The 24041-nt window shown below is 41.6% G+C and carries 14 protein-coding genes; 1 reads left to right on the top strand and 13 read right to left on the bottom strand.

The features are described 5' to 3' along the window. Positions 1-133: 133 nt before the first annotated feature. The 13 genes from J7E57_RS23065 to J7E57_RS23005 all read right to left on the bottom strand — a co-directional run bounded on the left by J7E57_RS23065 (position 134) and on the right by J7E57_RS23005 (position 20735). Positions 134-1351, bottom strand: a complete 1218-nt coding sequence (locus J7E57_RS23065; protein WP_215125683.1) for a thioredoxin family protein — start codon at positions 1349-1351, stop codon at positions 134-136. Between the two features lie 39 nt (positions 1352-1390). Continuing rightward, entirely contained in the window at positions 1391-2566 is a 1176-nt protein-coding gene (locus J7E57_RS23060) for a redoxin domain-containing protein (protein WP_215125684.1), read from the bottom strand. Between the two features lie 41 nt (positions 2567-2607). Continuing rightward, positions 2608-4032, bottom strand: coding sequence for a PKD-like family lipoprotein (locus tag J7E57_RS23055; RefSeq protein WP_215125685.1), 1425 nt, complete (start codon positions 4030-4032; stop codon positions 2608-2610). Between the two features lie 11 nt (positions 4033-4043). Then, positions 4044-4784 (bottom strand): DUF4843 domain-containing protein, encoded by a 741-nt coding sequence (locus tag J7E57_RS23050; protein WP_215125686.1) that lies wholly within the window; start codon positions 4782-4784, stop codon positions 4044-4046. A gap of 13 nt (positions 4785-4797) precedes the next feature. Then, positions 4798-6231, bottom strand: coding sequence for a RagB/SusD family nutrient uptake outer membrane protein (locus J7E57_RS23045; RefSeq protein WP_215125687.1), 1434 nt, complete (start codon positions 6229-6231; stop codon positions 4798-4800). Between the two features lie 25 nt (positions 6232-6256). Then, a complete protein-coding gene (locus J7E57_RS23040; protein WP_215125688.1) occupies positions 6257-9577 on the bottom strand; it encodes a SusC/RagA family TonB-linked outer membrane protein in 3321 nt (1106 codons plus the stop codon). Between the two features lie 209 nt (positions 9578-9786). Then, a complete protein-coding gene (locus J7E57_RS23035) occupies positions 9787-10899 on the bottom strand; it encodes a FecR family protein (RefSeq protein ID WP_215125689.1) in 1113 nt (370 codons plus the stop codon). A gap of 176 nt (positions 10900-11075) precedes the next feature. Then, positions 11076-11675, bottom strand: coding sequence for an RNA polymerase sigma factor (locus J7E57_RS23030; protein WP_215125690.1), 600 nt, complete (start codon positions 11673-11675; stop codon positions 11076-11078). Between the two features lie 392 nt (positions 11676-12067). Beyond that, the gene (locus tag J7E57_RS23025) at positions 12068-13582 is read right to left on the bottom strand and encodes a glycoside hydrolase family 32 protein (RefSeq protein ID WP_215125691.1); all 1515 of its coding nucleotides are present in this window, start codon (positions 13580-13582) and stop codon (positions 12068-12070) included. Positions 13583-13641: 59 nt separating this feature from the next. Continuing rightward, entirely contained in the window at positions 13642-15360 is a 1719-nt protein-coding gene (locus tag J7E57_RS23020) for a RagB/SusD family nutrient uptake outer membrane protein (RefSeq protein ID WP_215125692.1), read from the bottom strand. 18 nt (positions 15361-15378) lie between these two features. After that, the gene (locus J7E57_RS23015; RefSeq protein ID WP_215125693.1) at positions 15379-18459 is read right to left on the bottom strand and encodes a SusC/RagA family TonB-linked outer membrane protein; all 3081 of its coding nucleotides are present in this window, start codon (positions 18457-18459) and stop codon (positions 15379-15381) included. Positions 18460-18491: 32 nt separating this feature from the next. Further along, a complete protein-coding gene (locus tag J7E57_RS23010; RefSeq protein ID WP_215125694.1) occupies positions 18492-19382 on the bottom strand; it encodes a carbohydrate kinase family protein in 891 nt (296 codons plus the stop codon). Between the two features lie 21 nt (positions 19383-19403). After that, entirely contained in the window at positions 19404-20735 is a 1332-nt protein-coding gene (locus J7E57_RS23005; protein ID WP_131028824.1) for a sugar porter family MFS transporter, read from the bottom strand. A 336-nt stretch (positions 20736-21071) separates the two neighbouring features. Between J7E57_RS23005 and J7E57_RS23000 the strand changes: the two genes are divergently transcribed. Beyond that, positions 21072-23846, top strand: coding sequence for a substrate-binding domain-containing protein (locus tag J7E57_RS23000; RefSeq protein WP_215125695.1), 2775 nt, complete (start codon positions 21072-21074; stop codon positions 23844-23846). Positions 23847-24041 lie beyond the last annotated feature (195 nt).

Here is a 24041-nt window from a genome sequence, read left to right as displayed (position 1 = left end):
TAAATTGGCCGCGTTATTTCGGCATGGAGATGCTTGCTTACAGCACAACCTTATTGCTGAGGCTTATATCAGGACACAATAAAAAAGGGATGCAGTATCATGAACTGCATCCCTTTTACTTAATCTTAAAGGTTTATTCGCCTTTTTTCATTTTCTCCAGCGTAACCTGGTATTTCGCTTTATTTTCGGCTGCAACCAGGTCTACCGCTTTCTGCTGCATGGCAATCGCCTGGTCTTTTTTGCCCAGCTTATAGAGCAGGTTGGCATAGGTATCCAGGTAGGCAGGCTCCTTGGTTTGGGTCTCATCCACGCTTCGTTTACTCCAGCTCAGCGCCTCAGTAATACAGTCAATATCTTTACAGTTTTCAAAAACCGCCCATGCAAAGAAATTCAACCTATCAGCGGTTACTTCGGCACCATATTTTTTCATATAGCTTAGTATTGCCGGCTGAAATTTATCCCATTTTTTTTCGGCATGGAAAACCTGAATCTTTATCAGTTCGGTGGCTTTACTGATGTCTACTGTTGGGTATTTCGCCTGTGTAGCAGCAACCAGTGAATCTATATTAGCATTGGATTTTCGAAGTCCGGGATAAATGTTTTCCTCCAGAACAACGGCACTCAGTATTTCATTTGATTTTCCTTTTCCCAGAATGACATCTACTTTTTCAGGATCTTTTAGCATCAGCTCAAATCCCTTGCTTTGGCTGCTTTTGGTGTATTTGCTCACAAATTCCAGGTTCTCTTTGGTATACAGGTCTTTTTGTGTAGCCATGTAAGCACTGGCAAACTTTTCGGAGTTTTCCTCATCATAGGCGGCCTCGGCACTAACTGCCAACTGTTTCAGGGTCTCAGGAGCAGCATTTCCAGACTCGCTTTTTTTCAGGAGCGTGTAATATTGGGTTTCTGGGTTCAGTGCCATCTTCGCTTTGGCGATAAATTCATCTGCCTCACCACCGCCTACAATACGGTGTACGAGCTTGCCCTGCGGAGAAAAGATCAGAAAGGTAGGATAGGCATTTATCTTGAACTCTTTGCTCATTGATTGGGCATCCGCATACCAGCTTTTAACTTCTTCGCTATCATTTTTGGTTTGATCGAACTGTATCTTAACATTTACAAAGTTTTTGTTGAAGAATTCGCCGACCTTTTCCTGAGGAAAAATGGTACTGGCCATGTATTTGCAAGGGCCGCACCAGGTTGTAAAGCAATCTACCAAAAGGTATTTGTTCTCTTTTTTAGCTTTATCTTTTACCTGCTGCCAGGAAAGTCCATGTTCAAAATGTGTGCCTTTAACCTGTGCCGTACCAATAAAAGGTAGCAGCAGGAATATTAAAAATAATTTTTTCATACAGTTTGTTTTCTATGAGTTTCTTTGGGTGATTACATTTTAACGGGACATTTCTATCATGGTTGAAAGTTGCCTGACGGCAACCTCATTTGGCCAAAGCAATCCCAGCTCCTTGAAACGAATTTTACCATTGCCATCAATAATAAACTTTGCAGGGATTCCTGAGACGCCAAATGACGATACTGCAGGATTCTTTTTTGTAACGGAATCTTTAGTATCCATATACAAGGGCAAATCCAGGTTGTGGGTTAGCAAATAGTTCACCGCATCAGGTTTGGGGTTTGGAACCGTTTCCCAGGTGTGTATAAACAAAAACTTTACAGTCGGGTCGTTTTTATATTTATTAACCATCATTTGCATCGCTGGAAGCGACTTTTTACAAGGTCCGCACCAGGTTGCCCAAAAGTCAAGAACAATGGTCTTTCCCTTAAAGTCTGACAAGGATACTTCTTTACCATTTATGTCTTTGACTTTAAATTCAGGTGCCTGTTCCGTTATCATTTTGACTGCTATTTCTGCTTTATATTTGTCGTCAAACTGCTTGGTTAAAGTAGCCAGGTAAACATTTGAATCTTTTCCCGGATGCACATTTATATAGGCCTTTTTCAGTTCATTCTTAAAATCATCGTCGGCCAAGCCTAACAAAACTGCTTTTTCCAGCTCTGGGAGTGCTTCCTGGTACCTGCCTGTTTTGCTCATCAAATAATAATATTGCGCAGTTAATCCTGCACTTTTTCTGGTAGCCTGCTCATAGCACTCCTTAATGGCAGCGAAAGCTTTGTCATGGCTGCCCATTTTATCTGCCACCTGACTATATAGCTGTAACAAAAATAAACGTTCTTCTTTCGCATTTTTTGGGTTATTCAATTCTTGTCCAACCAATGTTTCAGCAGCTTTCAAATCGTAGGTCATAATACCTGTCGCAACTGTTTCAACGTACATGATCCTTGCGGTTTGTTCAATCTGGTTGAAATAGTGTAAGGCCTTGGCTGAGTTTTTTGCGATCACAAAGTTTTCGGCCAATTTAGCTCTGTATTGGTCAAAATTGTCGTTCCGATGGGCTTTGACCAAACGGTTAAGAATGGCTTCTTTTTTTGAAAGATCAATAAAGATCTTCAGAGAATCGAGACTTGCCTTATAAGCAGGCTGTGCCTGCTGAGTAAATGCAGATTTTCCCATAACCAGGATTGCAATGAGCAGGACTATTTTTTTCATGATCGTATTTGTTAAATAATTAATATAATTCATTTGAGTGTCTATAGGTTGTCTCTGGCAGGGGCAATTTGTATAATTTCACCAAAACCGGTAAATTTCTTGGTATAGGTACCATTATTAAATTCCCCCTGGCCATTAATACTGAAATAATAAACTTCACCCGTTGCACCATTATTAACACCGATTACCAATTGTTTACTGGTGCTACGCAACATTTCAATGTCTTTAATTACGTATCCTGATGGGAAAGTGTAAATCAGACGTGCGGCGTTTGCAAGCATATCGTACAAATAAACCTTGTTGCCAACAGTGTAGTAAAGTTGTTTTAAAATTGATGAGGTTGCGAAGTTAGTTGCGCTTCCTATTTCCGGACTGTTCGTCATTTTTTGGTTAACGCCAGGGAAACTGTTGTCTGAGTCGCCTGTTAACGACATCAGGTAACGACCATTATTGTCTTCCATGATGTAATACCACTCAATACCTTCCTGGGATAACGTAGTTACGCCGCGATCATAGGCAATCATTTTCTTACCTACATTTGCCATATCGAAAGATCTCGATGGTGTTGCAGGCGATGGCTCCAGGACTCTTGACAAAATTCCCATCTGCATAAAACTCATTGTTGCATTATCGTAAAAATAGGTGGTATTAAAATTGCCAGGAAAAACACCCGGGAATAAATCATAATTGCCTGGAATGCGTTGTGAGAGGGGTTTCAGATTCTCAGAATTTGTTCCTGAAACGCCAACATACAAACTCCCGTCTGCAACGATATACTGCTCAAATTTTGAGGTATTCATTATAAATGCCGGCGCAGTTTTAAATGGAAGCGGTGTTGCCAAACCGGGCAGTATCGAGCTTTTATCACCAAGCTCTAACCAATCGTTCATGTTAAAGCGATATACATTTTGATCAGTGAAATAATAAAAGAAACCGCCTTTTCCAAAATTGTATAAAGCCAATGGTTTTCCCGGATAGGTTTTATTGTTGGCTACTTCCATAGGGTTGTCAAAAATCACATCATCCGTGCGGATCAAAGAAGCTTTGCCTTTTCCATCCTTGCTGTTGAGAACATACCAGCCATCCGGATAAACACCATTTACTGTGATGGTATAACGCTTCAGCGTGTAAATACCATTTTTATTACTCGTTACTCTGTAAATTATGGAATAAGTGCCGGGGCTCAGGGTTACTTTAATGCGTAAATTTTTAGTTTTGGCAATCGTTGTCGAATCAATTGTCCAGCTATACGTAAATGAATCACCTTCGGGCATTGTTTGGGCCAATGTTGGTGTGATGATCAGCGAATCCAATTGAGGAACCGTAAAAGCAGTTATTGCATCTGTAATCTTAATGTCGTTGATTTGATCATATTTATACAGTTGATTGTCTTTTTTGCAGGCAGCAAATGCCATCATGATTACAATAAAAACCAGGCTGAGTTTTAAAAAGTATTTTAAATGCATAATATTTTAAATTAAGGGAACGATATCTGTTGACCGTTCTCATCTAACAATGGACCATTTGCAGCCTCGTAAGCGGCCAGTGCATTCCTTAAGGTAACCGGAAAGTTCAGTAAACCGTCAGAACCAATCTTGTCGTAAGAAAAATCGGTTATACCCAAAGTCTTCACCATGAACTTGTATTTTACGGCACTGAATTCCCCAAAATCTGCAAGGAGATAGATGCTCCAATAAGCAGGTTCGATATACTGACTGGTTACATCAACCTTCAGATATCTGAAGTTTTCTTCTGTACCAAGATTGAGGGTCGTAGCAGGTGTCTGTCCGAAAGTACCCAAAGTAAAGTCTTTAGTTTCTGCGGGCTCCAGCACAATCCTGTACACATTGCTGGCCATTCCGGCAGAATTGAGCAATATCAACGGATAATTAAATTTCGATGCTCCTGCTGGAATGGTAAATTCTTTCAGCTCAAAATCTACGCCTGCAGTTGCGGTAGTTCCCTGAGCCGTTTTCAGCAATACCGTACGTGGCTGATCGGATAGCTTACCGGTAATGCGCAAGGGTATAAATAGTGTGTCCTTTTGCTTTTGAGTAGCTTGTAAGGCAAAAGAGTAGCTTCTTACTGTGGTGGTATGCAAAAGTTCGTAAGTGTAGGCAAAGAAACTGATGCCATCCTTTCCCTGATAGGTCTCGACTGCTTCTTTCTTGCAGGAAAAAAGACAGGCTACTATCAATATATATGATAAGTATTTCATAATACGAGTTTGATTAGTTTCCATAATTCGGATTAAATTGAAGTTCAGCATCTGGAATTGGGAGTTTGTAGTCCGCTGGGGTCATGTTGATGTTACGGAATTGCATTCTTAGTGCTTTAATACGCTTATAGTAAAAAAACAACTGGCCTTCTGCATAAAATTCCTTCTGGTATTCCTTGGTGATTGCAGCCGTAAGATCGGTAGCTGTGAGCGTTGTTGCCAGATTGGAAAGCCCCCTGTTTTGGCGCACCGTATTTAAATACCCCACACCTGCAGCTGGTGTTTCTGCAGTTTCAGCCAGGATGTAGTACATTTCTGAAAGACGTATGCCCGGTACGTACTGATCCAATAAATTATCGGTAATTGTAGTGGTAGCGGTAGAGGCTTGCCAGAATTTAGAGGGAAACAAGTTTCCGCCATCCTGCTCTAAACGGTAAACGAACCTGATGTCTGTACCACCGCCCGATGAAGTTTCATATAGCGTAGCAAAATTAGCAGGAATACGTGTAAGGGTTTGACCCAAAGCACCTCTAAACCTGAAATAACGTTGTACGGTAGGCAATATATCTCTAACCCTGATCATAAATACCTGCTCATTGAAATATAGGCGGTCGCGTACCACCAATCCTGAGCTAATGGCACCGGCCGCAGCCTGGGTTACGAATGCGTACTTACCCGAGCCGATTACTACATTTGCAGCAGTAGCCGCACCTGATTTATCGCCACTATATAGCTTTATTCTTGCTTCCAGTGCTTTTACGCCGTAATAATTCAATTTATTCCGTCTGTTCCTCAAATCGCTGGTCACGATCGGGTCAACGGCCAGCAACAAATCTGCAGCCTCTTTCAGATCGGCTAATGCAAATTTGACCACGTCAGCGGTTGTAGCGGGCATAATTGCGTTTTCGTTTACATCTTTTTTGTAAGGGATGGCTTTTAAGCTAGCACCTGCAGTATATTCAGGGCCGAACATACGTAATAAATCAAAATGTATAAACGCCCTTAAGGCTAAGGCTTCACCGCGCAGCTGTGCATATGAATTATTGCTTAGTACAGAACGGTTTGTTTCTGAATTTGCAATTATTTTATTTGCTGCAGCAATTGCACTGTAACTGGAAGACCAGATGGCGTTGGTATATCCTGCTACTTCCGTTGAAGCATAGTTCAGGAGTTGTGTTTGTTGCAGCGAAACATCTGCGTTGGTATTGAGTGTTGAATAATTTTGTGCCAGGGCAGAAACGAAGCCCATAGAAAGGTTATCTCCGTAAAGATTGCTACCAGCCAACTGGCCGTATACACCTGATAAAGCCTGTTGAAAACCAACTTCTGAAGTAAACAGCTGTTCTTCAGACAGACTCGTTTTGGGCTGTACATCCAAAAATTTCTTACAGCCGGAAAACATCGCACCTATTGCCAGAATTCCTATAATTAATATTGTTCTTTTCATTGGGATATGAATTTATCTTTTGAATTTAAAATCTTGCACTTAAGCCGAATGTATATTCTCTGGCAAAAGGATTATCTGTACCACGTTCAATTTCAATGGAGCTAAAGGTGCCCAGGTTGTTCGTAGTGGCACTAACACTAAGGTTCTGCAAGCCTAACTTTTTTACCAATGCGGTTTTGAACTGATAACTCAAATTAATTGAGCTAAGCTGAATGTTATTATCGCGTTGAACAAAGCGTGAAGTAAGCTTTGTTGGTGTCGGGAAGGTTGTAATTCTACGGTATGGGCTCAAACTTCCAGGTCCAGTCCAACCCAGGTCGTACGCTCTTCGGTCTACGTTGTTGCGTGCATCAACGGCCTCTACCCGGTTTAATAACGTACTGTTATACAGATCAGCACCATAATTATAATTGAAGCTAAAATTTAAAGCAAAACCTGCATATAGGAAGTTTGAATTGATGGCACCTGTCCACTTGGGGCGGGTATCACCAACATAGGTCTTATCATTAACGTCCCACACAAATGTTGGGGTACCATCTGCTTTCAGGTAAACTTCCTGGCCGGTAACCGGATCAATGCCTAGTGACCTCACTGCATAAATGGCCGTGGTAGACTGCCCCTCAATGAACTGTGCATTTTCGGAAGTCTGATCGGCGTTATTCGTATTTAATGCGGCGTTGAAGGCTTTAAGTTTACCAGAAAGTTCTTTCAATACAGATTTGTTAGTGGCGGCGTTTACAGAAACATTCCACTTTAAGCCTTTACGAGGTTCAGATAGTATGGTATAACCGAGGTCAAATTGCAATCCCCTATTTTGAATTTTACCTAAATTTTCGGTATACGAAGGGAAACCTGTACTAGGTGCCAGCGAAACTGTAGTCAGCGCATTCTGAGTTACTTCATTATAAAATTCTGCATTAAAAGTCAAACGGTTATCTAGAAATGATGAAGCAATACCAATGTTCGACTTCAGTACTTGCTGCCAGCTCAGGTTGGGATTGCCAAGTGCGCCGGGAAAAGCCCCTACTTCGCCGAAATAACCAGTCGATGTACCCAGGTTGTACCTGAACTGTGCGGCGTAAGGATCTTGTACAGATGTACCTGTAGAACCGTAACTACCGCGAATCCTCAACAAGTTAATTATTCTGCTATCCTTAAGGAATTGTTCATTATTGATGTTCCATCCTAAACCTGCAGACCAAAAATTACCAAATTTATTATTTTCACCATAAGCAGAAGAGCCATCTCTGGTATAGGTAAAATCGGTAAAATACCGGTTATCATAAGAGTAGTTTGCACTTCCTGTATAGGAAAGATTGTTAATTGTGCTTTCAGTTCCGGTAGGCCTGCTGTTTAAATACTGCGCAGCAAACAGGATGTTGTCCAGACGGTCGAAAGGGAAACCCTGTGTTGATACGTTATATGAATTTAAGCTTGTGCTGGCAAGCCTGAATCCTGCATATACAGTAATGCCGTGCTTTCCAAAATTCTTGTTGTAGTTCACAGAACCTGTTCCGTCCATGGTAAAGGCATCACTGTTGTCTTTCGAATAGGTACCTCTTGCACTTAAATCTGCGATACCATTGAAACGGCTATCTAAAGCGGAATAGAAATTATCTATTGTTCCGTTTACTTTTGTGATTCCCAATGCGCCATTGAACCATAGTGATTTACTAAAGTCGTAACGTACTGTGGTATTGTTTCTTAAATTAAAGTTCTTATTTCTGTTGTTAATGGTATTATAATTAATATCCATCAGTGGGTTTAAGACCACAGAACTTCCTACACCGAAGCCCAAATCGATGTTTTCCAGGTACTTGTTTACATTACCGTTTTCATCGTAAGGTTTCCAGTACGGATTCAGATCCAGGTACTGACTAAATTCCCCATAAGGCGAATCATTAGAGATGACCTGGGTTGCAATCGTATTGTTTTGGAATGTTAATTTATTGGTTTTATAACTCAGGGTAAAACTTCCCGAATAATTTTTCCTGTCCTGTTCTTTCATTACGCCCTGTAAAAAATTCCCACTAAAAGTAAGGTTGAAAGTTAAAGACTGGTCGCCCCCACGTAATGAAAGGTTGGTTCTGTTGTTGATTCCTGTTTGAACGGGAATAGATTTCCAGTCTGTATTAACACCGCTCACCACTGCTTTATACCGTTCGGCATTAATGGCTTGCCCTCTATAACTGTTAAGAAAACCGACACGACGTTCAAAGTCCAACTTTTCTTCCGCATTCAGCATATGGTAAACAGAAAGATCAGGAGATGATAAAGTGAAGTTATTGGTTATGGAAACTTCTACTTTTCCTCTCGGTGGGAGAATTGTTGTAACAACCATCACACCGTTGCCTCCACGAGAGCCATACATTGCAGTGGCCGAAGCATCCTTTAATAAAGTTACCGAGGCAATCTGATTCATATCCAGGTCTACGATTGCCTGTAAAGAAACCTGAAATCCATCAAGAATGAATAATGGTGTATTGGGGTTTCCAACAAGCTCCGAACCCAGGGTTGGATAAGACGTTTGCCCACGCATGGTCACTTCCGGAAGCGCGTTGATATTCCCGCCTATCTTGTTGTTGGGAATCATTCTGAAAGAAGGATCAAGGGCAGCAATGCCGGCAAAAATATTTACCGGACTCACCGCCTTAAGCTCGGCAGCAGTTATGGTTTTGGCAGCTCCGGTGTAGGTATTAACTTTCCGGTCAACCATCCCTGTAATCACCGTCTCATTTAGCGTAACCTGATTTTCCTCCATGTAAATGGTATAATTCGAATTAGGTGAAATGGGCACATCAACGGTTTTATAACCTATAAATCTGAACTCCAAAGAGGTTGCGCCTGCTGATATACTGATGGTAAATTTTCCATTTTTATCCGTCTGAACGGCAGACTTTGTTCCCTTAATCGACACGGTAACGCCCGGGATCGGTTTGTGTTCTTTGGCATCGCCTACAAAACCCGAAATAACTTCCTGCCTGGTCAGTTCACTTGCTTTGATGACCACAGTTTTGTTACGGATAACAAAATCCAGGTTTTGCGCTGCAAAAATCTGGTTAAGTACAGCAGACAATTCTGCATCTTTAACGTTGATGGTCACTGGCGACGAATTTTCCAACAAATTGTCCGTATAAAAAAAATTGTAACCCGTCTGTTGGTTAAGCTCTTTGAAGACAGATCGGAGTGAAGCATTCGACTTGGTTAAAGTCACTTTTTGGGCAAAGCTCGACGCACTCACCTGCAAAAAGCACGCTATTATAATTACGATGGTTAAGCGCATAGTTAGCAATAATTTAAGGTACAGCCGTTTAGGCATACCAAATTTCCTTGAATTTTGATACATTAGTAGTCGGTTTGGTTAAGCAGCCTCTTTTGCGTTGGACCGTACGGAGGACTGCGGTTATTAGTTTGATTTTTAATTGAATGTTCCAAACTTTTGCCAGGTCCTGATGGCTAATCGGGGCCTGGTTTCGTTTAACATGTCTTGAGTTAGTGTAATCTTTTTTTCATTTGTTGGTTTAAGGTTAGTATTCTATTAATAGTTTAGTTTGTTTATTTTGAGACATAGACTGTTCGCCCTTTTAAATCGAAATGAGCTTCCCCTGTTGATTCCACGATTTCAAGTACTTTTGACAGTTTATCAAATCTTGAAACTTTGCCGCTGAAACGCTGGGTGGTTTTTTCACCGATGTAAACAACCTCCAAATTATACCAGCGACTAATCATTTTCATGATTGTTTCGATGTTTTCACTTTCGATTACAAATTCATTATTTTTCCAGGCAACAGCCAGATCGGTATCCGTTTCAATAATCTTTATTTTGCCAGCGGATAGCCTTGCTTGTTGCCCTGGCCTTAGCAATTTGTAGTTACCCGATGCTGAGAGCTTCACGCTTCCTTCCAGTAAGGTGGTTTTTTCCACTTCATCATCGGCATAGCCGCTGATGTTGAAATGAGTTCCCAATACTTCTACTTCCTGTCGATTTGTTTTTACAATAAATGGGTGTTGCTTATCCTTCGCTACTTCGAAATATCCTTCACCGCTGAGGTTAACTACCCGTTTTCCATTTTCAATGAGGGAGGTGGTATAGGTGAGACTGGAAGCGGCATTTAAATATACAAGCGATCCGTCAGGCAACCGTACCTGATAGGTTTCCCCACGGGCGGTAGACAGGGTATTGGAAGCATTAGGATCCGAAACCTTTTCACTAACCTGGTACACCAGTTTGCCGTCGCCTGATTTAGTGATGACTATTCCTGATTCCCTTCCTATTTCACCTTTAGACGCATTTGCTAAGCTGACCTTCCTGCCATTTGCTAGGGTAAGTGTAGCACCATAGCCCCCTGACTTGATATCATATAAAGTAACTTTGGGAACAGTGGCAACCTTTTCCGGTTGGTTATTGAAAAAATAAACACCCAGGTACACTACAGCTAAAACTGCAGCAACAGCAGCAATTTTTAACCAGAGTTTAAGTATTTTATTTTTACCTTCTGGTACAGCTTGTGCTGATTCATGAATCTGAACGAACAGATCTCGGTCTACCTTAGCCAGTACACCGGCAATGGCAGGATCAGTTTCATAACGTTCGTTCTCAATTTCTAAAGCGCCGATAATGAGATCTTTCAATACTTCCTGATCTTCATCAAGTTGAAAATAACTCATCAGACGCTGTGTTTCTTCAAGACTACAGCTATTATTAAGGTATTTTTTGAAGAGAATATGGAGTTGATCGGATGGCTTCAAGGTTCAATTTTTACAGCTAATACGGAGCTAAGCAAAAATATCCTTAGTCAGTTAATAAAAAATTAACAATTAATTTCCAAAAATAACGATCAGGATCAAAAGCCTTTGAATAAAATACCTAAAACTATGGAAATGGTAAGTGTAGGAGAATCTCTAAAATAGGTTTTAAGAAACCTATTGGCTTGCAGCATGTGGCTACTGATGGTTTTGGCACTAATGCCCATGATCTCCTCTACTTCTTTATAAGATTTACCTTCCAATTTGCAGAGTGTAAATACCATTTTACGCTGAGGGGGCATCAGGTTTATGGCTTTCTGCAATTTTTGAGCATCTTCTTTACTCAGCATATCTTCTTCAACATGAAGGTAAAGCTCTGAACTTGAAGCAACTATTTTAGTTAGTAAACGTTTGTCTTTTGCCACTTTCCGAAAATAATCATGTACCAGGTTCTCCGCTATACGAAAGAGATAAGATTTAAAAGACTTTTCGGGATCAATCTGTGTGCGCACTTCCCATATTTTAAAAAAAAGCTCCTGCAGCATTTCTTTTACCAGGTCGTCAGATTTAAGAAGTTTAAATAAATTTCCGGCGATCCGGAATTTATAGTTATTGTATAGTATTTCAAATGCACGCTCATCACCGTTTTTCAATTGAAGCAATAAAGACTTTTCATCCGTGTGATTAATGTTGATCATTCGTCCGACAAATATACATTAACTTAAAAAGACAAGGTAATAATAATTTCGGGGAAACCTCATTGGCGTATATTTCAATGAATACTTACAGGATATTTATTTGCCAGGAGCGGAGTCGAAGATCCGTTTTTAGATATATTAAAAGCAATCGACTCCAATACTATTGACAGACTCCAATGGAATGATAGTCATCTCGACCGAAGCACTGCGGAGTGGAGAGATCTTTGAACTATGTTATTGAAATCAAATTTAAAGATCTCTCCGCTACGGTCGAGATGACGATACTTCTAATCAAACATCTCTTTAAAATTCTTCTGTCATCTATTTTGATTTTTATAAAATAAATTACCCCTCAGGATGACAAATCTATATTTAAGATACAACCTCTTATACTATTTTAATTGCTTCTGATCAATCTTTGACAGAGAAAGACTGCTTAACTTATTAACGGCACTACTTTGAATCTTGATTGTTTCAATAGAACTATCCGGAAAGAAGATGTCTGTCATCACAGTTAATCCGTTATCGGCAAAAAGTTCTATAGACGCAACATCAAGGATCAAGCTAATATGGATTTCCTTACTGGCCAGTAACCTGGGGGCACTATGTTTTTTTGCAAATCCTTTTTCAAATGATGTTTCGCCAGATAGTGTCCGGTCGATAAAGTAACTGTTGTTCTTTTTGTCATAGCCTATAATCAGCTTTTGTCCGTTAACGTTCGATAATATAATATTAAAGTCGCTGGTATTTTCAAGGCTAAGATCGAGTTTGAACTTTCCATCCAGCGGTTTGGCATATGCAGAAAGGTCAATCTCCTTATAATTAGTAACAGTTCCTTTCTTATAAACAGGCTTTAATGATGGCGAAATTTCCTTTACAGGTAACGAACGAAGATGACAATCTCCATTAACACTTGCGAGCGATAGTTCTCTGGGAATTGTCATAGCACCACGCCAGGCCTTGGTAGGCACCTGATTGGCATACTGCCAGTTGTTCATCCAGCCAAGGAATATCTTCCTGTCACCTGTGTTAGACCAGGTAACCCCTGCATAATTATCGGTTCCATAATCCACCCATTTCTCTTTTGTAGAATTTGGCACGAATTTATTCCCGTCAAAGTTCCCTGTAAAGTACTGGGTTGCAGAACCTCCGTTAGGGCCTCCGGGATTGATGCTGACTAAAAGCACCCACACTGTTTTACCATTGCTTTTGAGTGGAAATAGATCCGGGCATTCCCAAACCCCACCATGGGCGCCCAGGTTGACTCCAAATTCACTTTCGCGTTTCCAGGCTTTAAGATCTGGAGAGGAATAAAAAGTGATCCTGTCCTTTGTTGCTAAAGTCATGACCCATTTTTTGCCTTGCTCATACCACATCACCTTGGGATCCCTGAAATCGCTTATCCCAGGGTTTGGAAGCACAGGATTACCCTTATATTTAGTCCACGTTTCGCCCTCATCATTACTATAAGCAATACTCTGGTATTGGTGCAGGCCGGTCTTGGCCTCTTCGATCTTTTGGTTATGGTGCGTAAATATTGCAACCATAGCGTTCTTACCAAATCCTGCAGTATTGTCTTTATCAATTACGATACTTCCTGAAAAAATAGTGCCCAGGCTATCTGGATAAAGTGCTATGGGCTTTTCCTCCCAGTTAAAGAAATCTTGGGTTGTGGCATGCCCCCAGTGCATAGGTCCCCAGGTTGTACCTCCGGGATGATACTGAAAGAAAAGATGGTAAACGCCATTATAATACACCATTCCGTTAGGATCATTCATCCAATGTGCCTTTGGTGAGAAATGGAAAGCTGGCCTGTATTTTTCGCCTCCTGTAGATTGGGCATTAGAACCGATAGAGAATAGGAAAAAAAGCAAAAAGAATATCGATCCTATAGATTTGTTTTTCATGTTGTATTTTTTAAAATTTAAACAAATATCCAGGGAAGACTCCCTGGATATTAGAAATATTACCATCCATTATTTTGCTTGTACACCCCGCTACTAAAGTTAATCTGATTTAATGGAATCGGGAAATATTCATCCCTTCCTGCCGTAAATCTGGCATCTGCGAGGTGGGCAACCCTTGATTTTTCGACTGTAAAATAAGCGTTCATAGTCTGCGCAGCCCCCCCCCACCTCACCAAATCAAAAAAGTGATAACCTTCTGTAGCGAACTCAAGTCTTCTTTCAAATCTTAGGGCCTGCCTTGCAAAATCCTGGGTCCAGGTACAATTTACCCCAGGTTGATAAAGCTGAACGTTATAATTTGAAGTTGGGTTTCCCGCGGCATTTTTCAATAGGTTACGACTTAGGTTTGCACGGTTTCTAACCTGATTGATCAGCGGAACAGCTTCCAATGGCCGCCCCAGTTCTATTAGTGCTTCTGCTTTCCAAAGCAGCACATCTGAGTAGCGGATGATCTGCCAGTTTTTCGAACTTCCGATAAATGGTGGAACTTTCTGAAAAGAAGCGTCATCGGGAAGTACTGCTTCTTTCATACTGGCAAACGCATCATAAATAGCCGGTGCTCTTGACCACGAACGCTGGAATACAAATGTTGGCTTATATTTAAAAGGTGCACCTGGTTTGGCCACGGTATGATCAAGTCGTGGATCGAATGAACTGCTCTGAAAGTCGAGAGAAGCTGCCGCATCTGTATTGTTGTAGGTGGAAAAAAGAGGCAATCCGTCGGTTCCTGTTTTAAAAGCATTGATCAGATCATGGCTAGGCACATTAAAGCCGCAGCATCCATACTCCTGATTCATTGGATAGTTAAGCGCATGCCCATAATCCAGTCTCCCCTTTGGCGTACCATCATCTTTTGAATACTGGATAGCAAAAACAGATTCCGGGCTGTTATCAGAAGCAGATAAAAAGTTGTTAGCATAATCCGTACTCAGGCTGAATTTGCCCGATGCGATGATCTCATCACATAATGTATTTATTTCGTTTAATTTAGCAGCATCAATACCGCTTACCGCGTTATTTTCGCTTTGGGTATAGGCCTGGTACAATAGCACTTTGGCCAGATAAGCTTTCGCAGTATTTTTGTTTACCCTGCCCTTATCGTTCTGATCTGTCGGCAGCGCTGTAACGGCCGCTCTGAAATCATCTGCAATCTTCGTCCAAAGCGCATCATTACTCAAGGCCCTGTTGGAAATAGACGGATAGTCGGCCTTTGCCATATTCTCATCGATAAAGGGAACATATTTGAAAAGAATCTTTAGCAGAAAATAAAAATGCCCTCTCAAAAAGCGAAGTTCTCCCTGGCGTTGAACCTTGTTTGGATATTCAGTGGCAGACATGGCATCAACTCTTCTCAACGCATCATTAGCCCGACCGACACCAACATACAGCCTGGACCACAATTGATCGATAAGCCCATTATCAGGCCTGTTAAGGGAAAATGTTTCAAACAGATGGAACTCTGACAAGTCTCCGGGGCCATCACCTCCTTTATAGGTGTCTCCTCCACGAACGCTTCCATAGGGCCACATGCTGGAATATGGAGAAGTATAGTGATCATTTCCAAGTGCAGAATAAGCTGCAATAACCATTTTATCAATATTCTCGGGAGTATTCAGATCATCGCCAGAAACTACGCCCTGTGCTGGCTCATCAAGGGCTTTTTCGCACGAGAAGAATAGGGTAGCGAAGAATGCCAGTGTATATATTAATTTTTTCATCTTTTGATATATCTAATTTTACAATGTAATATTTACCCCAAGGGTACCAACAATCGGCACAGGGAATCCATAATTGGGAATCTCAGGATCAGTACCAGTAAAAGATTTGCTCTTTATGGTAAACAGGTTACTGCCCTGAACGAATATCCTGAAGTTCTGTATTTTCATATTCAGTGCCTTTTTAAGATTATAACCAACCTGCAGGTTGCGCAGCTTGAGGTAAGATCCGTTTTCAATAAAATAAGTTGAGAACCTTCCTTCATTATTGCGGTCTACAAGAGTCAGTGCTGGAATGGTAGAGCCTGGATTTGAAGGGCTCCACGCATCAAGCGTCCTGCTGCCCCAGTTCGTACCTGTCCAAAGCGAAGAAAAATCGGTATAAGTCTTAAAATCATTCACCACGTCCACATTGATGGCCTGTAGGAAAAAACTCATATCGAAGTTTTTATAACCAAGGGAAACATTCAGTCCATAAGTGAACTTAGGACTATTGTCGCCTATAAAGTCGCGGTCCAGATCGTTAATCACTCCATCATTGTTTAAATCTTTATATTTAATCCTGCCTAATCCTTTTCCAGGCTGGCTGGCATAAGCATCCACTTCTGCCTGTGAAGTAAAGAGGCCATCGGCAACATATCCAAAGTAGGAGTTTATGGGCCTTCCGAGTACGTTTTTATCCGTACCATTGCCGGGATAGGAAGCCAGTACATCTTTAGGCAGATAAGTCACCTTGTTCCTGTAGAGCGAAAAGTTACCCGTCAGGCTGAAGCTAAAATCATCACCAATCTTATCTTCATAGGTAAGAATCGCATCAAGCCCTTTGTTCTGGAGGGAAGCCCCATTACTGTACCTGTTTCCTCCATCTCCAAGTACAGCCAGGTAAGCGGGACTGATTAGAATATCTGAGGTTTTCTTAATAAAATAATCTACAGAACCGGTAAGCTTATTGTTCCATAAACCAAAGTCTAAACCAAAATTCGACTCTCTTAGCGATTCCCATTTCAGGTTGTCGTTGCCCTGTTGGATAAAAGCAAAGCCAGAAGGCAGCTGACCTGTTCCTGAACCTGTGATATCATAGGCAGTACCTTTATCAAAGTCCCATGTCGGGTCCGTCCCGTAAATAGCAGAGTATAGCGAGCTAGTAGCATTGTTGGGGATTTCCTGATTACCAGACCGGCCCCAGCCGTACCTAAGCTTCAGATCAGAAAACAGACCCAGATCCTTTATAAACTTTTCTTCGCTCATCCTCCAACCAAGTGAGAAAGCAGGGAAAGTACCGTATCGGTTATCTTTACCAAAACGCGAAGAGCCGTCTCTCCTTAAGGTTACTGAAGCGATATAACGGTCGTTGTAGCTGTAGTTGACCTTACCGAAGTAAGACAGCAATTTGTTTCCTGCCCCACTTCCCCCGTTGAGGGTGTTTGTGCTACCTACGTTAAGGTAGGCATAATCAATATTTTCCAGCGCCAGCCCTTGTCTGCTTGCAGAAAACTCTTGACTGATGTTCTTTATGTATTCCTGACCGGCGAGTATTTCCAGGTTATGTTTATCCTTGGTAACCTTATAGTTAAGGGTATTCTGCCAGATGACATTACCCTGATAGGTCTGTGAATTGCTCACCTGGTTTGCAGGATCTGCCAAAAAGCCCGAAACATACGATTTCTTTAACAGGCGCTGATAGCTACCGTTATAGTCTATACCGAAATTTGTCCTAAAGTTCAGTCCAGGAATGATCTGGTAATCTGCGTATGCATTTCCAAAGAACCTATAAAAATTGTAACTATTCTGCTTATTGTCTTCTATTAATCTAACTGGGTTCTGTCTATCGGTCATTCCTGCTGCAGGGCCTCCCCAGCCTCCGCTTGTGGTATGTACCGGCACAATAGGCTGCTGTACGAGCGAGGCAAAAAGGATATCGCTTGTCGGGATCTGGGCATTCTTAATGTAGCTTGCTGAAAAATTCTCCCCGATCTTTAACTTGCCGTCTAGATAATTGTAATCAGAATTGAATCTAGCCGTATATTTCCGGCTTCTTGACTCTTTTACGATACCCTTATTATCATAATAACCCACCGAAAAAAGACTGTTTCCCTTTTCACCGCCATTGGAAAGGGCTGCGTCATAGGACTGGATAATCGAATTTTGTGCAATCTCATCAAACCAGTAAGTATCTGCAGGCTTCATGGTCTTTGCCGCATCGATGTACTCCGGAAAGATCACACGGTTAAGCACTGGATTGTTAAAGTTATTGTTCCAGTCATATTGATAGATCTGGTTATTATTGGGGTTGGCTTTATCGTTTACCGCCGCCTGCCAGTAGGCACGGCCTCTTTCCTCGGCATTAAGCGTTTTAAGTTTGGTGGCGTAATTCTGAATGGATGTCGAGGCATTGAAATCGATCTTTGAATAACCTTTTTTGGCTTTTTTTGTAGTGATGATGATTACCCCATTTGCTGCACGTGAGCCATAAATAGTAGCCGAAGACGCATCTTTAAGCACCTGAATAGATTCAATGTCGTTCTGGTTTAACTGTTCCAACCCATTTTTGGTTGGCACTCCATCGATTACATAAAGCGGGTCGTTATTGCCCAGGGTTCCAATGCCACGGATTCTTACCGTTGCCTGACCGGTTGGAGAACCGTCGGTGGTAATCAGCACCCCTGGAACCCTTCCCTGAAGAGACTTTACAGCATTACCAGAAGGGATATCCCTGATCTTTGAAACATCAACTACATTGACTGCTCCGGTGATGTCTTTCTTGCGTTCCTTCTGATAACCCGTAACCACGATCTCGTTGAGCTTATTGATCGCAATGTCGAGTTTGACCTTAAGATTGGCCGATTCTGCGGTAATGGGAATGGTTAATGGTTCAGCTCCAATATAAATGAACCTAAGCGACTGACCAGCAGAAGCTTCAATTTTAAAACTACCATTAGTATCTGTGGTTACCGTTTTTTGGGTACCTACGATCACTACGGTTACAGCCTCCAGAGGGATGGATTCATTGTCGGTGACAACGCCACTGATTACCCTGGTCTGGCCAAATGCCAGGCCCGTTACCATACAGGCAAAAAGCCAGGTAAGGAAAATTTTTCTCATAAAAATTCAGATTTGGTTAGTATTATGTTTAGTTAAAATATTTCGTCAATAAACTTTTTGTATTCTTCAATTTCATATTCCGGACAGCCTCCCTTTTTGGTGGCGATAAAAGCGCCCATTCCGATCGCATTTTTTATAATGGTTTTTGGTGCCAGCCCCAATTGATGGCTGGCAATGAAGGCTGCAAGAAATGAATCTCCACTCCCAATGGTATCGTTAACCTTAACCTCGGATCCCCAGGCATGGTAGGATTGATCCATTCTATAATAGGAAGCCCCAAATTCCCCTTTAGTTACGATTACCTCTGGAATACTGAAGCGTTCCTGTATAAAACGGACCTGCTCTTTTTCATTTATGAACCTTCCCCCGAAAAGGATCTGGGCCATGTGTAGCTCCGACTCGTTAAATTTTATGATATCTGCCCGTTCCATCAGATTTGCCAAAAGGCTCTTATCAAAGAAAGGAGGACGGAGATTGATATCAAATACCTTTATCGCATCGCTTTCCAGGAATTTGAACAGCGTCTCTCTGGAAAGTAGATTTCTGGAGGCCAGGCTTCCGTACACAAAATATGTGGATGACTTCAGTGCGCTATCGATCATGGACTGGTGATCGATAAAATCCCATGCCACAGGAAACACGATTTCATAAGAAACCTCATTTCTACTACCCACACGGGCAATCACTTCACTGGTAGGGTGAATCGTATCGCGTTGAAGGAGGCTCTTGTTAATTTGCCAACCATCAAGCAAACGCTCCAGTTTCACTCCATTTTCATCATCTCCGATTTTACTGATGATACTGCTGGACAGGCCAAGCTTATTGAGGTGATAGGCAACATTTAACGGCGCACCACCTGGCATGCGCCCATCAGGCAGAACATCCCATAATATTTCGCCAAAGCATATAGCAGGTGTGATCATATTCTTATCTTTCTTTTTTATTTAGTGCATTACAATTCCAGTCTCTATCTGCTCCAGAGATTTCCCCTTTGTCTCAGGCATCATCTTCCAAACGAATACCAGTTGCAATACCATCATGGCACAGAAAAAGAAAAATATGTTTGCGCCTCCAAAAGACTCCGCCAGATAAGGAAAGCAGAATGCAATCAGTGCTGCCATAACCCAATGGGTAGAACTGCCGAGTGTTTGCCCCTTTGCCCTGACCTGATTTGGGAAAATCTCTGAAATGAATACCCAGATAACCGCCCCCTGCGAAAAAGCAAAAAAAGCAATAAAGAGCATTACATAAATCGGGATTTCAAACCCGCCGGATGAACCACCCAGAAATGCAACTGCAACAAGTCCAAGAGAAATAATCAGTCCGAAAGAGCCGATCAGCATCAGTGTTTTTCTCCCAACTTTATCTATAATATTGATCGCAAGAAGCGTAAATATAAAATTGACCATTCCGATACCAACAGTTGATAAAAGCGAAGAATGCGCACCAAGCCCTGCCATTTCAAAAATTCTTGGTGCATAATAGATAATGGCATTTATGCCAGATACCTGATTGAAGAAGGCAAACAGTACGGCCAGGATAATAGGCCTGTTGTACTTTCCTGAAAAAAGTCCATCCGAAGATTTATCTCGCTGCATATCCTGACCGGATTTCTGTATCGCGGCCAGCTCATCATCGCAGTTTAATGGATTTATAATGCGTAGGATTTCCAATGCTTTATCGTACGCACCACGCTTAAGTATAAGCCATCTTGGACTTTCAGGAATAAAGTAGATTAGCACAAGGAATATTATGGATGGAAATGCCTGAACACCAAGCATCCATCTCCAGGATGCCTCTCCTCCCTGGCTTAGCAAATAGTTTGAAAGATAGGAGATCAATATTCCCAGTACAACATTGAACTGGAAAAGCCCTACAAGCCGGCCCCTTCTATGTGCCGGAGACACCTCTGAAATATAAATGGGTGCAGTAACGGAAGATATCCCCACACCTAAACCACCCAAAAAGCGGAATGCTAAAAAGATATACCAATTATCTGCCAGCGCGGTACCAAGTGAGGAAAGTAGATATGCTGCAGCTACGAAATAAAGTGTATTTTTTCTCCCGAAATAATCAGATGGGCGGGATCCTACCAGAGAGCCGATTACCGTACCGATAAGTGCAATAGATATGGTAAGTCCATGCGAAAATGCTGACAGGTTCCAAAACTGTTGAATGGATTTTTCAGCACCTGATATTACGGCTGTATCGAATCCAAACAGAAAGCCGCCTAGGGCTACGACCATGGACCAAGCCAGGACGGAATGTTTTTTCATAAGGGTTTATTTATTGGTTGAGGATTGCAAGTTGGTCAAAAACTGGAAGGGAGGATAACAAATCTGTTCCAAAAGAATACAATCTTGACACATTACATAAAGAACTGACTAACAGTCAATTAAAATTTATTATTTTTACCTGACCTGATGTGGTTACACTTTTGAAACATCAATATTAAGGTTTTGATGCATCTGCACCTTTCATCCTCCCACTCGCAGCCGAGTGCCAATTCCTTAAAGTTTCAAATTTGATTATCTTTAGAATTATTTTCTTACAAACAGGATCCTAACCAGATACAACCGGTGCCAGGCACTGCCCTTATTAAAATGATAAATATGACCGCAAGACTTCACTTCCTTCATAGGATACTTATACTGGTCATCCTAACGGCTATTCTTTGTGGCTGTAGCGACAAGAAAAAGGAAGCAAAATATGTTATAGGATTTTCACAATGCGTTGGCTCAGATCTGTGGCGTAGAACCATGCTGGAAGAGATGAAAATGGAGCTTTCGTTACATCCGGGCGCCACATTGGTATATAGAGATGCAAACAACAGCAATAGAAAACAAATCTCACAGGTAGGCGAACTATTAAAAATGGATATTGACCTGTTGATTATATCTCCTAACGAGGCCAGGCCACTCACTCCAATCGTTGAACAGGCTTATAATAGTGGCATTCCTGTGGTTATTATCGATAGGAAAACATCATCTTCGGCTTATACCGCTTATGTCGGTGCAGACAACTACCAGATTGGCAAGATGGCCGGGCAATATGTATCCGGTCTGCTTAAAGGGAAAGGAAATATTATGGAAATCATGGGACTTCCCGGCTCCTCTCCCACAATAGAGCGCCAGAGGGGATTTGCCGAAGGGCTCCAAAAATCCGCTAATATTAGAATTTCGAATCAGATCTATGGCGATTGGTTAAAATCGCACGCTATTGATGAACTGCTGAAAATGAAGGAGACATTGCGTACCACGGACCTAATTTTTGCTCACAATGACCAGATGGCTTCTGCAGCCAGGGAAGCGCTGGATAAACTCGGAATAAAAAGGAAAGTGGCCATTATAGGTATAGATGCGCTACCTGGACAAGGGGGTGGCCTCCAGATGATTGATGGCAAAGTGATAGATGCCAGCATGCTTTATCCAACGGGAGGCAAAGAGGCAATTTCCACAGCATTCCGTATCCTCGGAAAAGAATCCATCCTCAAAGAAAATATCCTTCAGTCTGTGGTCATAGATTCATCGAATGTTCAGCTCATGAAACTGCAGTGGAACAAATTTAGCAGCCAGCAGAGAGATATCGAACGGCAACAATCACTCCTGGCTGAACAACGTTCTTTGTTCGACAACCAACAGCTTACATTAAACATCACGGTGGTTACCCTGGTGCTCTCTGTGGTTTTCGGGGGGCTGGCTTTTTTCTCCCTACTGGAAAACAGGAAGATCAACAAAAACCTGGAGGCGAATAACCTAGAAATCCTTAATCAGCGCAATAAGCTTATTGAGATGTCTGAAAAGGCTAAAGAAGCAACAGAAGCCAAACTGAACTTCTTCACTAATATATCTCATGAATTCCGCACCCCCCTTACCCTGATACTCTCTCCCCTGGAAGATCTGCTTAATAATGAAAAAATTAATACCCTTGCAGGAAAAAACCTAAAACTGATCAATAAAAATGTTTTTCGCCTGCTGCGCCTAATCAACCAGCTCATTGAGTACAGGAAGATTGAGTATGGTAAGATGCGCATAAGATCGACATCGAACAATATTATAGATTTCATTGCAGACATCATTGAGACCTTTCAGCTCGCTGCAAAAAAACAGAACATAGACCTCAGACTTTTCACTAAAGAATCGGATATAACAGTATGGTTTGACGTGAACATGTTCGATAAGGTAATTTTCAACCTGATATCTAACGCACTAAAATTTACGCCAGCCAATGGAACGGTTCACGTTACAGTGAGTAAAGACGATGCTCATATCGCTATCAAAGTGGAGGACAATGGACCTGGAATGGATCGGGAAGAAATCCTGCATATATTTGAACATCTTTATCAAGCAGACTCAAACGCAAGAAAAGGATCTGGATTGGGCCTTTCCCTTTCAAAGGAACTGATGAATCTTTTACATGGAGACCTAACCGTAGAAAGCCGGAAATGGCAGGGTACTATATTTACCGTCACCCTGCCCCTTGGGTCATCACACCTTCGGGAAGAAGAGAAGCACACCCAACAGGTGGAAAGAGAAGAACTTTATGAAAATGCGAAAATCTATACGAGCGAACTAGAGCATCTCAAGAGAGAAAAGAATCATGATTTGTTGCGTGAATTAAAGGAACGTTCAGTATTGATAATTGAAGACAATGCAGACCTTCTGCATTATCTGGCTGAGAAACTTGATGAGGAATACGAGGTATTTATCGCAAATACCGGAGAGAGCGGGATCACTTCTGCCTACGAGCAGGTACCTGATCTGATTATCTGCGATGTGGTACTGCCAGATGTTTCGGGGAAGAAAATTACTGAGAAGCTCAAATCCGACATTCGTACATCCCATATCCCCATCATCCTGCTCACCGCTCAGGGCAGTGTAGAACAGCAGATCAATGGTTTCGAGAGTATGGCAGATGCCTATATCGTAAAACCTTTCAATTATGAGTATTTACTGGCTACTGTGCGGAACCTGATGAAAAACAGACTCCTGCTAAAGTCTCATTACACAAGCGACATCAGTTCTGGAAACAGGCAACCTATTTCAAAAAGCCTGGATAAAAAATTTGTAAATGATTTTTCCGGTCTCGTGGAGCAGAACCTAAGCAATGAAAACTTTAGTGTAGAGGAGATCAGTAAAGCCCTGGGAGTTTCAAGGGTACAGTTATACAGAAAAGTAAAGGCCTTGCTCGATTGCAGTGTAACAGATTACATCATAAACAGAAGACTAAAAAAGGCAAAATTTTTATTGATCAATGAAAGGTATACAATCGCAGAAATCACCTATATGGTCGGATTCTCCTCACCAAATTATTTTTCGACGGTATTCAAATCGAAATACGGCATGAGGCCAAGTGAGTTTAAGAGAAACCAATCTCCAACCCAATAGCCAAACTAGAAAAATGGTTTCCATTCACCTTCAGACTTAGAGCCTGTTTAAATTTGATACAATTATTTTACTTATCTAATATTTTGTAATACTGAGGCGTAATATATTTCACGAAAATCAATATGAATGATAGATTGATAAAGCAGGTGAATGGTCTTGAAGCATCGTCATTTCGACCGCCGTGGAGAAATCTTT

It is taken from the genome of Pedobacter sp. ISL-64 (assembly GCF_018613605.1).
In the GTDB taxonomy this organism is placed as follows: Bacteria; Bacteroidota; Bacteroidia; order Sphingobacteriales; family Sphingobacteriaceae; genus Pedobacter.
The sequence above is the reverse complement of the archived record's forward strand: the minus strand, read 5'-3'. Positions and strand labels throughout refer to the sequence as shown.

What these genes read in the sequence shown, in the direction of transcription:
- J7E57_RS23060 (WP_215125684.1), bottom strand. Translation starts at nt 2,566, where the DNA reads ATGAAAAAAATAGTCCTGCTCATTGCAATCCTGGTTATGGGAAAATCT.
- J7E57_RS23025 (WP_215125691.1), bottom strand. Translation starts at nt 13,582, where the DNA reads ATGAAAAACAAATCTATAGGATCGATATTCTTTTTGCTTTTTTTCCTA.
- J7E57_RS23005 (WP_131028824.1), bottom strand. Translation starts at nt 20,735, where the DNA reads ATGAAAAAACATTCCGTCCTGGCTTGGTCCATGGTCGTAGCCCTAGGC.
- J7E57_RS23030 (WP_215125690.1), bottom strand. Translation starts at nt 11,675, where the DNA reads ATGATCAACATTAATCACACGGATGAAAAGTCTTTATTGCTTCAATTG.
- J7E57_RS23045 (WP_215125687.1), bottom strand. Translation starts at nt 6,231, where the DNA reads ATGAAAAGAACAATATTAATTATAGGAATTCTGGCAATAGGTGCGATG.
- J7E57_RS23040 (WP_215125688.1), bottom strand. Translation starts at nt 9,577, where the DNA reads ATGTATCAAAATTCAAGGAAATTTGGTATGCCTAAACGGCTGTACCTT.
- J7E57_RS23050 (WP_215125686.1), bottom strand. Translation starts at nt 4,784, where the DNA reads ATGAAATACTTATCATATATATTGATAGTAGCCTGTCTTTTTTCCTGC.
- J7E57_RS23000 (WP_215125695.1), top strand. Translation starts at nt 21,072, where the DNA reads ATGACCGCAAGACTTCACTTCCTTCATAGGATACTTATACTGGTCATC.
- J7E57_RS23055 (WP_215125685.1), bottom strand. Translation starts at nt 4,032, where the DNA reads ATGCATTTAAAATACTTTTTAAAACTCAGCCTGGTTTTTATTGTAATC.
- J7E57_RS23015 (WP_215125693.1), bottom strand. Translation starts at nt 18,459, where the DNA reads ATGAGAAAAATTTTCCTTACCTGGCTTTTTGCCTGTATGGTAACGGGC.
- J7E57_RS23065 (WP_215125683.1), bottom strand. Translation starts at nt 1,351, where the DNA reads ATGAAAAAATTATTTTTAATATTCCTGCTGCTACCTTTTATTGGTACG.
- J7E57_RS23020 (WP_215125692.1), bottom strand. Translation starts at nt 15,360, where the DNA reads ATGAAAAAATTAATATATACACTGGCATTCTTCGCTACCCTATTCTTC.
- J7E57_RS23035 (WP_215125689.1), bottom strand. Translation starts at nt 10,899, where the DNA reads ATGAGTTATTTTCAACTTGATGAAGATCAGGAAGTATTGAAAGATCTC.
- J7E57_RS23010 (WP_215125694.1), bottom strand. Translation starts at nt 19,382, where the DNA reads ATGATCACACCTGCTATATGCTTTGGCGAAATATTATGGGATGTTCTG.